Genomic DNA, 14,061 nt, shown 5'->3' on the forward strand with positions numbered 1-14,061 from the left:
CTTATCCATACTTAGCCTCGCAAGAGGCTAAGTACCAGTGTTCAAGTCGAGGCCGTCTCGTAAGCGGCCTTGAGACGATAGAACTCTTCTACAATAGCGGCCATTTCATCGGCGTCATAGTCACAAAGGCCGCTCACTACGAGCTTTTTGGAACCCACCCCTACGGCCTCTCCGGCGGACTCAATAGAGAACTCCAGCAGTGCATCGGCGCGTTTACCGTGCACCTCCAGCGAAGAGTGATTCAGCGTCAAGCCTGGAGCAAAACCATCCAAACGCTCGAGTGAAAACCCCATGCTATCGTAGATCACCAGTGGACGTTTAGGGTTAAACATGACCCCGTGCTCTTCCATCAGCGGTTTGAGATAGTGCGGAAAGTTTTTGCCTGAAAACGCGACATAGCAACGCGCAAAGGCTTCCACCACCGCAGGATCGTGGGTAATGTCACCACTACGCACCACCTGTAAGTAACATTTGCCGCTCTCATCACAGACGTGAAGTGCACCGTTGTCTGCTTCGCTAAACTTAAGCGGTGTATCAGCGCCCACCATGTTGGTGAAGCGAAATTCCATTTGCCGCGACAACCCAAACTTTGTGAGTATCAGTACAAACAGTAGATCACCGGGCACACAAAAACGGCGTGCATCCGGGTTATGAATAGGGTTGTAGTCACCCGCCACGCCTTTGGCGAAGCGACTGGCCTGCTCTGCGGAGATCACTACATACTCTCCGCGCTGCGCGTAAAAATCCTTGAACATGGCGTTTGTTGCCTGCCTAGCGTTGAAATCGAAAACCCGTCACTGCCCAACGCCGCGCATAATGCCATAAAACACGTCCCAACAGGAGTTATCTGCTAGGGAAGCCACTATGTCAGACGCGAACACTCGTAAAAATCGCCTACCTCGCCTGCTGCGAAGGGCGTTGGTTGGCCTACTGTTTATCCTCTTTACCTGGGTGGCGGGCAGCTATTGGCTGCTTAACAGCCAGTGGCTGCCCGAGCGCATTTCACAATTCGAGGGCATCGACATCCGCTGGGAGCAAGGCGTTAGCCGCCACCCAGGCCGCTGGGAAGTAGAGGGACTCTATCTCGCTCGTGAAGATGAAGCACTGCCCATCTCAATTGAAGCCGAACGCGCCACCCTTTCGCTCTCGCTAATGGCTCTATTACGCGGCGAACTACATATCGACACACTCGATGCCGAGGGTATTCGCCGCCTGACCGTTGGTGACATCGCGCTTGAAGCTGACGGCCAGCTGCAGGTAACGGAGACCACGCTAAGTCGCGACACCCTAGCGATTCCTAACGTTTCCCTCGCCATTACCAATGGTCGTTTAGTTCGCTTGAGTGATCAAGAGACCTTAGTGCGTGATATTAACCTTAACGCTGATGCAACGCTCAATTCGATAACTCCTGTCGACGCTACCAGCGGCGAGCTGAACCCCAACCTACTAGCAGCGCTCTCAGCGCAGCTTCAGTTGGATGCCCAGGCGGATGCCTGGAATGTCTTTATGCCCTACCTAGGCACCCTGCCCTGGCTAACCATTGAAGGGCGCGGGGCGCTAACTGGAGCACTGGAGCTCACCGCAGGAGAATTACAGCCCGGCAGCAAGCTTATACTGAACGCGCCCCTGCTACGCTTAGCGATTGATGAGCAACGTTTACATGCGCCGACTGACTCGCCGCGCTGGATACTGGCGGATACCCCTCCGCCTCGCCACACGGCTACGGGTGAAGGCCAAGTGCGTTTGTCGGTTGAGAACGATCAACTGCATTTTTCAACGCAGCTGGCCGATGTTGAGCTAGCCGACACGCACCCTTACGCAGAGCATACCGAGCTACGCCTTGCGACCCAAATTCCTAATCAGCGACTGGATCAACTCGACCTTCCCACCTCAGCGACACTCGCCTTGCAAGGCGATATCACCCGCCTGGATATGCTGGATCGATATCTTTCGCCCGGTATAGGAGAACGGGGTTCTGAAGGAGAGAGTTCTGAAGGACAGGATTCTGAACATGAGAACTCTGAACTGGAAGGCATCAGTCTTTCCGGCCATGGGCAAATTGAGGCCTCTGCCAGCATTCGCCAATCGCGCCTTTTTGATGCCCAACTAAGTATTCAAGCAACTGAGTTGATGGCAGATACGCGTGGCTTCATTGCCCGAGGTGGCGGCTCATTAGATGCCCAGCTAACGCCACAAGAAATTATCGAAGCAACGCTTAACTTTGCCGACGCCACGCTGCACCACCAGGAGCGTCTGCTGCTTGACGATGCCGCTATCAACGTCTCGGCATCGAGCCCAGCTGATCCAGAAAAGGCCCGTGAAGAAGCATCCGCGACATTGAGCTGGCAATCCGCGCAACTGCCTAATATCAGCGTTTTACAAACCTACTTAGGCGCCATTTTACCTGACCCCGCGCCACTGCAGTTGCTTAGCGGGAAAGCCGCAAGCCACGGCCAGCTCACCATGGCGTCAAAACAGCTCAGCGGAGAGATACATTTAGCCGGAAACGGGCTTACCACACGCTGGCAACACGGCGAACAAGTCGACACGCTAACCAGTGATATGCAGCTTTTCCTGCCTATTCAGCAGGCAGCAATGAATGGCTCAACGCTGAACATCAGCGGCACCCGGTTGAGCTGGCAAGTGGCCGATATCGACCAACCGAGCGAACGCTTAGAGAGCATATTGGTGCTAAATGATGGTCGCTTTCAACGCAGAGGTGACGTACCAAGCGGGCAATTTTCACTCGAGGGAAGCGTGCAACGGCTAGGCTTTTTAAATGCGTTTTTGCCTGACGCCCACGGTTTAGCCATCGCGGGTGAAGGACAACTCTTTGCTCAGGGCGCCTTTCGAGATAACCGCTTGCTGGCACCCACTCGGCTGCGGGTCAACGCCGACCAGTTAGAAGTCACTTTTTTAGATTATCTCGCTACCGGACGGGGCGAGCTCACCGCCCAGTTGGATAGCACCGAGCGGGCCCAGCTCTCGCTTGGCATCCCCCGCTTTGCCTTGAGTCGCCAAGGCGATAATAGCCCGCACCTGGAAGGACGCCACTTTGCTCTCACCACGCAAACCGAGCGTTTTAGCGATGTGCTTGAATCTCCCCAGCCCGAGCACTTCACCACGCGCATCGCGCTGCCGATTACCGAGGTGCCCGACTTCACCCGTTACAACCGCTACCTGCCCGAAGGCGCGGGTGTTAGGTTGCTGGATGGGCAAGCCAGCCTGGAAAGCGAGTGGCTGTTGGAAGGATTAAATGCACAGGGCGAACTAACCCTGCGCGCCTTTGGCGCAGAGCTAGCGCTGTTGGATCAGCAGCTTCGCGGCGATGTTCATCTCGACTTACACCTAACCGACGGCGACCTGGAAACGCGTCGTTTTAACGCAGATGACTCATTCTTACGCTTGGAGAACGTTAGCCGACAAAGTGAAAATGGCTCTGCCGATGCCGGTTGGTGGGTAACGCTTTCCATGTTGGATGCGCAATTGGCGTGGGAAGATCCTATTCGTCTCGTCAGCCAGCTCCGCCTTGAGATGCGCGATACCGGTTTACTCGCCCGGCTATTTCTCGCACGCGCAAGGGATAGCGACTGGTTAGGGCGACTGCTCAATGTGCACGATATCGAGGGCACGGCGCAGCTAGAGATCAGCGGCAAGCAGATCAGCCTTAGCGACTTGACGCTCGCTGGTGGCCCGCTGCTGCTGCTTTCCGATGTCGCTCTGGCAGACCGCAGCGCAAACGGCGCGCTCTATGCCCGCCTTGGCGTGCTTGGATTAGGGGTTGAACTTGAGGACAGCGAACCAACCTTGCACGTTATTCAACCCCGCCGCTGGTTTGACCGCTGGCGTGAGATGAACCGTTCCCTAAGCCCTAATAATTAGCCTCTAATGATTAGCCCTTAGCGTTTTTTGCGCTCACGGCGAATCATCCTCACCCGCTCTTTAGCCTTTTGCGGTGTAGAGAGCGGTGCTGCCGCCTCATCATGGGTTTTCGGTGGCACCGTGACCCAGGCAAACACCGGCAGCGCCAAGTGCCAATGGATCGCCGCCAAACGCAGCCCGAGGGTGACGCTTAGTGAGGCGCCAATCGCCATGGTTAGCGGCGCCTCCAGGGCATACAGCGCCACGTAAACGATTCCCCCAGCCATCGCTGCCGTCGCATAAATTTCTTCGCGAAGCACCATGGGCACTCGCTGGGCCAATACATCACGTATCATGCCGCCTGCTACGCCGGTCATCATGCCCATCAAGACAGCTACCGTTCCAGACGTGCCCAGCAGCAGTGCTTTATGAGTCCCAATCACAGTAAACAGTGCCAAGCCAAACGCATCAGCGATCGGTAAAAAGCCCCGCGACAGCCGGTGGATATAGTGAAAGCCCATCAACGACACACCCACGGTGGCTAAAATCACCCACAGGTAGGTTGGATCCGTCACCCAGAACACCGGCCTTACACCGAGCACTAAATCACGCAGCGTGCCTCCACCAATGCCGGTCACCGCTGCCAGCACCAGCATACCTATAGGATCCATGCGCGACCGGCACGCCAAAATCACGCCCGAAAGCGCAAACACGATGACACCCGCCATATCCAGCCAATAGACCACGCCCGACAACACGCCCTTCTCCTTTTTTATGCTCGCTATCTTTAAAGGCAGGCAGGATAGCACCCTTCAGAGGATATGCTCGCACCCAAGAACACGCTTGCGACCTAAGCAAGATAAGTTCACATAATTAGGTTACGCTGACCGAATTGTCATTAACACTTGCATTCACGACGGAGTAACACTGCTATGGACTGGAGCCCGGCTTATAGCTGGTTGGTACTCGCCTTACTATTAAGTTTGGCAGAGCTGACTTCTGGCGCGATGGTGCTGCTAGCGCTGGGTATTGCCGCTGCGCTAACAGCGGCCGTTACAGCGCTAGGATTAACGCTTCCTTGGCAACTGCTTGGCATGGCTATTTTTACCGGGGTACTGCTGCCAATATGCATTATGGTCATTCGCCCGCGCTTCTCCCCCCGCGGCGTTGCTTATGGCACAACAGGCACAGGTGTGGAAAAAGGTAATCGCTACACTACTCTACGCCGGGATTTTGATGATGCCACGGGCATTAAAGTCAACGGCGATTTCTACCGCCTGCGCGTACTTGAAAGCGGTGAAACCGAGCTACCCAGCGGTACGCTGGTCATATTTAAACGATTTGAAGGCACCACTGCGCTAGTCGCATTACATCAGCCTGAAGACACAGCCTTTCAAGATGACAATTCCCAACGCAAGGAGCCTTAACCATGGATCTACCTATAAGCCCCGGCTTATTAATAAGCCTCATTATTGTCGTGATCGCAGTACTGATCATCTCTAAAGGCCTAATTATTATTCGCCAATCGGAAGTAATGGTGGTTGAGCGCCTAGGTTCTTTTCACCGCGTTTTAGAAAGCGGCATTAACATTATCATTCCATTTATCGAACAACCCCGCGCGATCACCATGCTGCGCTATCGCAAAATGGGTGAGGACTATACCGCTATCACCACCGACGAAACCCGCATTGACCGCCGCGAAACGGTGATGGATTTCCCCGGTCAACCGGTCGTCACCACCGATAACGTCACCGTTCGTATCAACGGCGCGCTCTACTACCAAATCATCGACCCCAAGCGGGCCGTCTATGAGGTAGAGAATATGAGCCAGGCCGTCGAAGTACTGGCCAAAACCACGCTACGTTCAGTGGTCGGTAAAATGGAACTGGATAAACTGTTTGAATCCCGTGCGGAAGTGAATAATGAGATTCAGGCCGCGATGGAAGAGCCTGCGTCTAAATGGGGGGTCAAAATCTCCCGCGTCGAAGTGCAGGACATCGCTATGCCGGAAGAGGTGGAAACTGCAATGCGCCTGCAAATGGCCGCCGAACGTAAGCGCCGTGCCACCGTCACCGAGGCCGAGGGGGAGAAATCAGCGGCGATTGCAATGGCCCAGGGGCAACGTGAATCCTCGATCCTCAACGCTCAAGGTGACAAAGAGTCGGCCATTCTACGTGCCCAGGGTGAGCAGGAGTCTATTAAACTGGTGCTTAGTGCCATTGGCGATAGTGAAGAGAATAAGCGCACCGTAGTGGGCTACCTGCTGGGCCAGAGCTATATCAAGGTACTACCCAATATGGCGAAGAATGGTGAGCGAGTATTCGTACCCTACGAGTCCTCTGCTCTGCTTGGCTCAATGGGCATGTTCCGCGAAATGGCCGGCTCACCAGAAGATACAGTCGCAAACCACCTTAAAAGCCGTAATCACAGTGACAGTGATTTTCGCAGTGGGCTGGTAGGCGGAGCCGCTAGCGGTAACTAAAAGCGTACTTGAGTATTTATATGCTTTGCAAAGCCTGGCCCGAGTAGCCAGGCTTTTGGGTTAAGTACAAGAAGCTAACCGCTAGCAACCGTTGAAGAAAACATCACCTGCGTAAGGTTCATATTCGTTAAACTCTACGCTTAATGCTCAGCCTCACTTTTATTGTGCACGTAGCGTCGTTAATGATGGCCCCTATGTAGCACTTATTAATAGCAAGATCGCGACCAAGAGATTAGGACGTTCACCATGCCGCCTAGTGGGTTCGCCATTCGCCGAAGCACTCTACTGCTCTTAACGCTTGCGTTACTGTTGGCATATTCAGGCTACCTACTAGCTGATACCTCTCCCAAACCGCTCCATAATTGGGAGTATCGCTGGGGCGACTCTCCTTACGATGCCGATAGCCATCCTCAATGGCTGCAAAGCGACTCGACAGAGTGGCAGTCGATTGACTCCCCTTCGAACCCACCTGGCCGCAACGGGCACGAACACCTCTGGTTACGTACGACAGTGCCCGCCGGTGATTGGAACGATCCAGTACTTTTTATCACCAGTATCAATTTGATTGGGCAAGTTTATCTAGACGATGAACTGATCTATCAATATGGTGAATTTGACGAACAGGGAAAAGGCGATTTTGCGGGCTGGCCCTGGCACATGATAGACCTACCAGAAAATGCCGCCGGTCAGACGCTTACCTTTCGCTTTTACTCTTACTACACCAGTATTGGCTTATGGGGCCAAGTCCAGGTAATGGAACGCATTGAGGTTTTAAAGCAAATTATCCATGAATCTGCTCAGGATCTCGGTGTGAGTGCTTTGGTATTGGTGCTCGCTATCCTGGCCACCATTTTCGCGTTAATAGGTCCCGAACGCCGTGGTTTTGGGTCTATTGCGTTGTTTGCTTATGCTTCAGGGCTAATGCTGCTTGCGGAGACCCCAGCCCGTCAACTCATTGCCGATGAGCCATTGACCTGGGACACACTCCGAGCAGCCAGTTACTACACCCTGCCGGTGGCACTGGGGTTGTTACTCAGCTATTGGTTGGAGGGCACCGCTAAGCGCTGGATAACTCTCCTTTGGGTTATTCACTTGGTGTATCTGGTGCTGGCGATTGGTTTGGTTCAATTGGGAGTGCTGAGCCTTTCATTAACCTTCCCCATCTTTGATGTCATGCTGGCCTTAACGCTCCCCATAATGCTGGCACTTGCGCTCATGCGCTTTCAAAAGCTCACCCTTGAACAACGGCTTCTGGTAGTGAGTTTTACTTTTTTTGCCCCGCTGCTACTCGCCGATATGGTGGTCGCCCACGGCTTTGTGGGCTGGCGCAGTGTGCCCTTGAGCTACGGCACACTGGCTTTTTCTTTAGCGAACGCGGCTATTTTTCTGTGGCACTATCGGCATACACAGCAACAACTTGCCATGGCCAATGAGACTCTAGAGCAGCAGGTGGCGGCGCGAACCGCCGACCTCGACCGGTTAGTTCAAGAACTGGAAGGGCTCTCACGCAAAGACCCATTAACAGGCTTGCACAACCGTCGCCATTTCGACACGGCATTCGAGCACCATTGCCAGCGAGCTAAGCAGCATGACAGTCAACTCTCCGTGCTAATGCTGGATGTGGATCACTTCAAACAGATTAACGATGATTTTGGTCATGACGCAGGAGATGCCGTGCTGGTCGAAATCGCCCTGTTATTGCGGCACCACTTAAGAGATTTGGATGTGATCTGTCGCTTTGGGGGCGAAGAATTTGTTGCCTTGCTACCTGCTACCTCCCGAATCGCTGCCGAGACGCGCGCAAAGGCGCTGTTAACATCCATTGCTCATCAGGCATTTATTCATCAAGGCTCTTCTCTGCGGAAAATCACGCTTTCCTGCGGTGTCGCAACATATCCTGATCACACTCAAGACCCTAAGAAATTGCTGCGCCTTGCCGATGAAGCGCTTTATCAAGCCAAGCACAGCGGCCGTAACCGCTGTGTAGTATGGGAAGAGACACTTGAAGAGCAGGGATTTATGCTCGGTAGGCAACAGCCGCAATAACCACTCATGGTATTGGGTAATTAAGCAGCCCCCGACGCCAGGAAGTGATCAATAAACACAGCGTAATCCTGCTCTGTGCAGTCGGCGTAAGCCACCGCCAGTGTTGTAACCACCTCAATAAACAGGTCTTCACGCCCTTTTAATCGTTGGCAAACGGCCTTGGCAAAGCGTGTTGAGTCACCCTGGTTAAGCGCCTGGGCACCGCGCAGGTGTTCACGGGCGAGAATTTCTCCCCACTGCTTTGCCAGTTTTCGATATGACTTACCGCCAGAAAGCTTATGGGTCGGAAAGTCTTTCTTGAACGGCGAGCGCTCACGCACCGAAAACACCTTTCCGTTCATGGTTAGCCAGCCGAGATAGGCATCTGGGTGCTCAGCAATGGCGTGGAAGGCAGCTGCATGACGGATGGCTTCGTTAGGAAACAGCTTACGCCACGCCTGCTGCTGTTTTTTATCCATTAATCGAAATGCTTCTGGAGGTACCTGCTCTTTAACATCCAGGATGATGTCATCGTGCTCGTGCTCGACACCGCCTTCAATCAAGACGTAATAGCGTTCGACACCCAACGAACCGGTGCCTGCATCCAAACGCCGTGCCGTATCTTTGACGCGAAAATGGTGGGGATCACTCTCTTTAATAGCGTGTTGTAGCGTTTGCTGATACTCCTGCTCAATTAAGCGGCGTAGTTGGCTGGCCACATCCGCAGGCAGGTTAGCGAGCTTGCCAGGCCGTTCGGCGAACTGGCGGCCTTTCTGCCCATCTAGGGTCGTCCACTTTTCGAGCATCCGCGCACGGCTCTGCTTATCGGCGACTTTACTCATAAAGGGCTTAAGCAGGCCCTTTGCACTATCAAGGGTCACGGCCTGCACGGGCTGACTATCAACGTGATCGACCAGCGTTTGGTAATAGCCCTCTATTAACTTTTTAAGCGCTTTATCAATCGCTTTTGGATCCAGCTCAGCATTTTCACGAGCATCTAATACGACGCTGATAGCCAGCCGCCACAGGTCATATTGGTAGTCGCCAATCAGCGCATCATCGAAGTCATCCATGCCGTAGCGCACTTGGTCATCGTGGTGACCATAAGCGCCAAAGTTATAGACGTGGGCGTCGCCCTGCAACCAGGTTTGGGTCTCCGGCCAGCCACCAAACAGGGCAAAACGCCAATCGTGCCATACATCATTCCAGTACAAATGATTACTGCCGCGATAAAAGCGGTAGGGCGACGCAGCCATTTTGGCGTACTTGGCTTGGCGGATGGCCGTTGGTAAGGCGTTATTCGCCTGGTGGGTGGCCTCAATCACCTGCTGAGGGCGGTTATGTCCAGTCAATGCATGACTCATCGAATTACCTTTGTTGATGCAAAAAACACTTTAGTACAAAGGTAGTCGATAACCATGAATAGATTAAGTCAGCACTCACACCGCAGCTCGACGTCCCCGTTGGGTAAAACCTCGTGGAGCGGCAATACGAAAGAAGCGCTCCACCACCTCAGCGTGGGTAGCAGGCGTAATCAAAGAGACGGCGACAAATACCGGCAGGTTGAGCATCAGCCCCCAGAAGCCCGCGTGAATACCCATTGGGTGTGGCCAAAGAGTCGTAAACGCCACGGTAATCAGAAAGCCCGCTACGATACCCGCCATTACACCCAAGCGAGAAGCCCGCGGCCAGAAGAACATGCCGATAAAGGCAGGCAGCACCTGGGAGGCAAACCCGAGCCCCACTAACAGAATCATTACCAAACTGCCGGGCTCGGCAATTGCGAGCGGCGCGACCACGAAGAACATAATGGGCAGGATCAGCAGCCGCGCAAGTTTTCCAGTAACGCCATCCGAGAGTTTTAACACCGGCTGAAGCACATCTTTGCTGAGTGACAGCGATACCGAATGAATAAACGGCTCGCTGGAAGACATTGAGGCTGCCAGGGTTCCTGCGCCAAGCAATCCTACTAATACCACCGGCAAGTGCTGCATGGCGTACTCAAGTACCACGGTATCGGCCCGAGCCAGCTCAGGCAGCGAAAAAATGCCGATGAAGCCTACAACAACCATAGGCAGAATAACCACGTAATACGTGGGTAGCCACGTTGCGCTGCGACGAATAGTACGTGCCGAGGAGGCGCTCATCCACTGCGTCCACACCGGCGGCATAAACGAAAACATCGAAACGATGATCGAGGTCGTCCAGAAGCTAAAGCTCATATCGCCGCCTGCGCCGGGCAGAGTGAGAAACTCGCTATGCTCGGCTTGGATACGCTCGAACACGCCCACAAAGCTCAACCCGCCGGTGGCGCTATGAACGGCCCAGAGGCCAACGGCCCAAGCCACAATCAGCATCAACACGCCTTGAAAGGCATTGGTGCGACCAATCGCCCGCTGACCACTGGCATAGAGGTAAACGGCAATACAGGCCAGTACCAGCACGACCCCCAACCAAATCGGAATCAAACCGCCGCTCATCACAAACAGAATATAAGCCGAACCTATGGTCTGCAGCACCGCATAAGCAATAGAGCCGATCGCCATAACAAGCGCCGCCAGTGCGCCTAGCGCGGGGCTCTGGTAGCGGTCAGATATGGCACTTGCCTGGGTCACGTGACCAAACTGCTCACCAAACTGCCACACTTTAGGGCCGAAATACCAAGCGACCAGGGCCAGGTACGAGAGGTAAATCGCTACATAAAACACCGCCACCCCTTTGGAATAAGCCCATCCGGGCGCTCCCATAAAGGTGTAAGCACTCACACTACCGGCGGCTATCAGTAGGTAGAGCGTCACCGGCCCCATGCTGCGGCCCGCTACGCCCCACTCCTCCAAGCTATTCATGGAGCGCCCTGCTCTGGCGCGTAGGCCAATCACCATGGCAATGGCGACATAGGTCAAGGTTATCAACAGTGGCCAAGGGCTATTCATGGTCGTCTCGCTCCACAATGCGATTGCCGATCAGCATCACCACTACGCAGGCAAAAATCACCAGGTAGCTCCACACCACTAACAGAGGCAACCCCATCACTAAGGTGGCTCTGTTTACCCAACCAATCACCGGCCACGTTCCCGCCAGCACCAGCACCACAAACGCAATTAACAGACCCCAGCCCGCCCGGGAGGTAGGCAGTACCAATAAACGTTCCATGAGTGTTCCTCTTATTTAACTGCAGCGTTAATCACTGGCAACATCGGCCAGCGCATGGGCAACGCCAAACGCATTTCTAGCTGTCGCGCCAGTTTCAGCACAAAGTGATCTCCAAAGCGCGGGCCAACCAACTGCACGCCTATCGGCATATTGACGGAACTAGCGGAACGGCTAAACCCAGCATTAAGCGAGATCGCAGGCTGCTCGCCCATATTCCACGGCACGGTGTAAGCAATGTGCTCAAAGGGCTGGCGCGGATCATTGGTAGGCGATGGCCACTCGGCTGGGAAGGCGATATTGGGTGTGGTGGGTGAAATCACCGCATCGACCTCATCAAATACGGCTTCGGTGGCGCGTCGCATCGCCATGGTTTGCTGAAAACCATGCACTGCTTCTACGCCACTTAAGTGTGCACCACCGTCGGCCCAGGCTAAAATGGCAGGCAACACTTGCTCACGCTCGTTAGCCGAGAGCTTTAACAGCTCGCCCCACTGACGGGCCTGCCAGAAGTGATCCAGTCCCTCTAACATTTCGCGGGTCAGCACTGGCGCCATCGGCACCAGCGTTGCCCCAGCGGCTTCCAACTGCTTTGCGGCCTGTTCCACGTGGTGGCGAATCTCATCATCCAAAGGTAACCCGCAGCCCGCCTTCATCATCACACCCACTCGCAAACCTTTAACGTCAAGCTCCAGATCCATCCAGTCAATCGTTTCCGGCGGCAGACGCATCGCATCGCGTCGATCTGTGCGGGCAAGCGCCGTCATCATCAGCGCGGCATCCGCTACGCTTCGGGTCATTGGCCCGGCACAGCGGCCTACATAATAAGGGTCTATCGGTACCCGGCCCAAAGTGGGCTTAAAGCCGACGACACCACACCACGCCGCAGGAAGGCGTATCGAGCCACCAATATCGGTGCCCACATGCAGTGGCCCAAGCCCAGCAGCGGCGGCAGCGCCCGCGCCCGCGCTTGAACCGCCGGTATTACAAGCTAAATCCCATGGATTGCGGGTCAAACCATGAAACGACGAGAGCCCGGATGAGAGCATGCCAAAGTCGGGGCAGGTAGTTTTCGCCAGCAGCAGAGCGTTATCTTCCGCTAAACGAGCAGCGGGGGGAGCGTCTTCGCTGGCAACGGGCTGCTCACCAAGCCCGGTTCCCCCCGGCACTGGCATCCCTTTCGTTGCAATCAGCTCTTTAAGGGTGATTGGCACGCCATCCAGCGCGCCGCTAGGTTGCCCCCTAGCCCAGCGCTGGGTGGAGGCTTCGGCTGCTTTAATGAACGCATCAGGTTGATAGGCATACAGCGCATTGATGTGCGGCTCCCAGGCGTCGATATGCTCAACCAAGGCGCTGGCTACTTCAGTTGGCGAGAACCTATAAGCTCGGTAGCCATCAATTAATTGGATGGCGGTGAGTTGGTGTAGTTCAGGCATCACATTACCTTTTGCTGTTGTTATCAGACTGACGTTATCAGGCTTTCGTTATCAACAATCTCAGCATGAACCCACACCGTGTCTTCTGGTATTTCAATCTTGACCGCAGCGTGTCCACTTTTTGTGTGCACTCTATTCTTTCAGGATCTTCTTTCAATATCTTTCAAGATGAAGGAGATTGTAGTGTTTGTAGGGCACTTGCCAGCAGCGAAAGGCACGCCTCGGTGGCAAAGCTACGCTGGCGATGGCGATAAACGCAGAGATCTACCCGCGCTGCTTCAAGCTCTGAAGAAGCCAAGGGAATGCTAACTAGTTGACCCAATTGGCACTCCCGAGCTACCGCCATCGGTGGCAATACCAGAACACCTGCACCGTTAAGGGCGAGTGCTTTTTGAGTTTCCAGTGAAGCGGTTCTAAAGGTGGGGGCCAGAACTATCCCGACCTGATGAGCGGCGCGCTCCAGCGCTTGGCGCACGCCATAAGATTCATCAGGCAGGATCAGCCGGTGCGCTGCCAGGGAGTGAAGACTCACCTCAGAAGCCGCGGCCAATGGATGGCCTGGAGCCATCACTGCATGGTGGTGCAACTCGGCGCTAGCAAAGGGCACAATGTCATCATGGCGGGGCATAAAGAAGGACAAGCCAATATCGGCATCACCTCGGCGTAGCGCCTCCACCATTTGGCTAGCACTGACGATCCCGATATCAAAACTCAAATGGGGATAGCGCTGCCCCATCTTGGCTAACGTAGGCGCTAGCAAGCCAGCCACAACGCCTTCCGCCACCTGCAAACTGACCCGCCCAGTTCGCAAGCCCTTCAAATCGGCAATATGTTCCTGCACCCGCTCTAGGTCACGGAGGGTACGCTGCGCCTGGGCAGCCAACAACTCCCCCGCCGCCGTCAGGCTAATGCCGTTGGGGCCACGCTCGATGAGTGGTGCGCCAAGCTGGTGTTCCAGTAAATCGATCTGGCGGCTAATCGCTGTGGGGGCAATATGCAGTTGGGCGGCAGCTTGGCGCAGCGAACGACACCGGGCCACAGTATCGAAATAGAATAATGCGCGACCACTGATCATAAGCCCCCCTTAAAGCCCCAACTGCCGCGATT

The 14,061-nt window shown here is 54.7% G+C and carries 11 protein-coding genes; 4 read left to right on the forward strand and 7 right to left on the reverse strand.

Annotated elements, in window-relative coordinates:
- Positions 1 to 41 precede the first annotated feature (41 nt).
- Positions 42 to 755 (reverse strand): DUF3581 family protein, encoded by a 714-nt coding sequence (locus RO22_RS10120; RefSeq protein WP_009288206.1) that lies wholly within the window; start codon positions 753 to 755, stop codon positions 42 to 44.
- Between the two features lie 109 nt (positions 756 to 864).
- Between RO22_RS10120 and RO22_RS10125 the strand changes: the two genes are divergently transcribed.
- Positions 865 to 3,882 (forward strand): hypothetical protein, encoded by a 3,018-nt coding sequence (locus RO22_RS10125; RefSeq protein ID WP_041158259.1) that lies wholly within the window; start codon positions 865 to 867, stop codon positions 3,880 to 3,882.
- Positions 3,883 to 3,899: 17 nt separating this feature from the next.
- Here RO22_RS10125 and RO22_RS10130 read toward each other — a convergent pair whose 3' ends face one another.
- Entirely contained in the window at positions 3,900 to 4,616 is a 717-nt protein-coding gene (locus tag RO22_RS10130) for a trimeric intracellular cation channel family protein (RefSeq protein WP_084625314.1), read from the reverse strand.
- Positions 4,617 to 4,793: 177 nt separating this feature from the next.
- Here RO22_RS10130 and RO22_RS10135 point away from each other — a divergent pair, with 177 nt between their 5' ends.
- The 3 genes from RO22_RS10135 to RO22_RS10145 all read left to right on the forward strand — a co-directional run bounded on the left by RO22_RS10135 (position 4,794) and on the right by RO22_RS10145 (position 8,389).
- Positions 4,794 to 5,288 (forward strand): NfeD family protein, encoded by a 495-nt coding sequence (locus RO22_RS10135; RefSeq protein ID WP_027960029.1) that lies wholly within the window; start codon positions 4,794 to 4,796, stop codon positions 5,286 to 5,288.
- Positions 5,289 to 5,290: 2 nt separating this feature from the next.
- Complete coding sequence (locus tag RO22_RS10140) at positions 5,291 to 6,343, forward strand: SPFH domain-containing protein (protein WP_041158260.1); 1,053 nt, start codon at positions 5,291 to 5,293, stop codon at positions 6,341 to 6,343.
- A 246-nt stretch (positions 6,344 to 6,589) separates the two neighbouring features.
- Positions 6,590 to 8,389: a GGDEF domain-containing protein gene (locus RO22_RS10145; RefSeq protein WP_009288201.1), complete on the forward strand. Its 1,800-nt coding sequence runs from the start codon at positions 6,590 to 6,592 to the stop codon at positions 8,387 to 8,389.
- 20 nt (positions 8,390 to 8,409) lie between these two features.
- Here the strand turns inward: RO22_RS10145 and RO22_RS10150 are convergent, their stop codons facing one another.
- The 5 genes from RO22_RS10150 to RO22_RS10170 form a co-directional block, all read right to left on the reverse strand.
- Positions 8,410 to 9,732 (reverse strand): DUF2252 domain-containing protein, encoded by a 1,323-nt coding sequence (locus RO22_RS10150; RefSeq protein WP_041158261.1) that lies wholly within the window; start codon positions 9,730 to 9,732, stop codon positions 8,410 to 8,412.
- Between the two features lie 75 nt (positions 9,733 to 9,807).
- Positions 9,808 to 11,301: a sodium:solute symporter gene (locus tag RO22_RS10155; RefSeq protein ID WP_041158262.1), complete on the reverse strand. Its 1,494-nt coding sequence runs from the start codon at positions 11,299 to 11,301 to the stop codon at positions 9,808 to 9,810.
- Complete coding sequence (locus RO22_RS10160; protein WP_027960159.1) at positions 11,294 to 11,521, reverse strand: hypothetical protein; 228 nt, start codon at positions 11,519 to 11,521, stop codon at positions 11,294 to 11,296. Before RO22_RS10160 ends, RO22_RS10155 begins: the two co-directional genes overlap by 8 nt.
- Positions 11,522 to 11,532: 11 nt before the next feature.
- Complete coding sequence (locus RO22_RS10165; protein WP_041158263.1) at positions 11,533 to 12,954, reverse strand: amidase; 1,422 nt, start codon at positions 12,952 to 12,954, stop codon at positions 11,533 to 11,535.
- A 163-nt stretch (positions 12,955 to 13,117) separates the two neighbouring features.
- Positions 13,118 to 14,029: a LysR family transcriptional regulator gene (locus RO22_RS10170; RefSeq protein ID WP_041158264.1), complete on the reverse strand. Its 912-nt coding sequence runs from the start codon at positions 14,027 to 14,029 to the stop codon at positions 13,118 to 13,120.
- Between the last annotated feature and the right edge of the window lie 32 nt (positions 14,030 to 14,061).

The organism is Halomonas sp. KHS3 (assembly GCF_000830495.1).
GTDB classification, from domain to species: Bacteria; Pseudomonadota; Gammaproteobacteria; order Pseudomonadales; family Halomonadaceae; genus Vreelandella; species Vreelandella titanicae.

What these genes read in the sequence shown, in the direction of transcription:
- RO22_RS10160 (WP_027960159.1), bottom strand. Translation starts at nt 11,521, where the DNA reads ATGGAACGTTTATTGGTACTGCCTACCTCCCGGGCGGGCTGGGGTCTG.
- RO22_RS10120 (WP_009288206.1), bottom strand. Translation starts at nt 755, where the DNA reads ATGTTCAAGGATTTTTACGCGCAGCGCGGAGAGTATGTAGTGATCTCC.
- RO22_RS10125 (WP_041158259.1), top strand. Translation starts at nt 865, where the DNA reads ATGTCAGACGCGAACACTCGTAAAAATCGCCTACCTCGCCTGCTGCGA.
- RO22_RS10140 (WP_041158260.1), top strand. Translation starts at nt 5,291, where the DNA reads ATGGATCTACCTATAAGCCCCGGCTTATTAATAAGCCTCATTATTGTC.
- RO22_RS10135 (WP_027960029.1), top strand. Translation starts at nt 4,794, where the DNA reads ATGGACTGGAGCCCGGCTTATAGCTGGTTGGTACTCGCCTTACTATTA.
- RO22_RS10150 (WP_041158261.1), bottom strand. Translation starts at nt 9,732, where the DNA reads ATGAGTCATGCATTGACTGGACATAACCGCCCTCAGCAGGTGATTGAG.
- RO22_RS10170 (WP_041158264.1), bottom strand. Translation starts at nt 14,029, where the DNA reads ATGATCAGTGGTCGCGCATTATTCTATTTCGATACTGTGGCCCGGTGT.
- RO22_RS10165 (WP_041158263.1), bottom strand. Translation starts at nt 12,954, where the DNA reads ATGCCTGAACTACACCAACTCACCGCCATCCAATTAATTGATGGCTAC.
- RO22_RS10155 (WP_041158262.1), bottom strand. Translation starts at nt 11,301, where the DNA reads ATGAATAGCCCTTGGCCACTGTTGATAACCTTGACCTATGTCGCCATT.
- RO22_RS10145 (WP_009288201.1), top strand. Translation starts at nt 6,590, where the DNA reads ATGCCGCCTAGTGGGTTCGCCATTCGCCGAAGCACTCTACTGCTCTTA.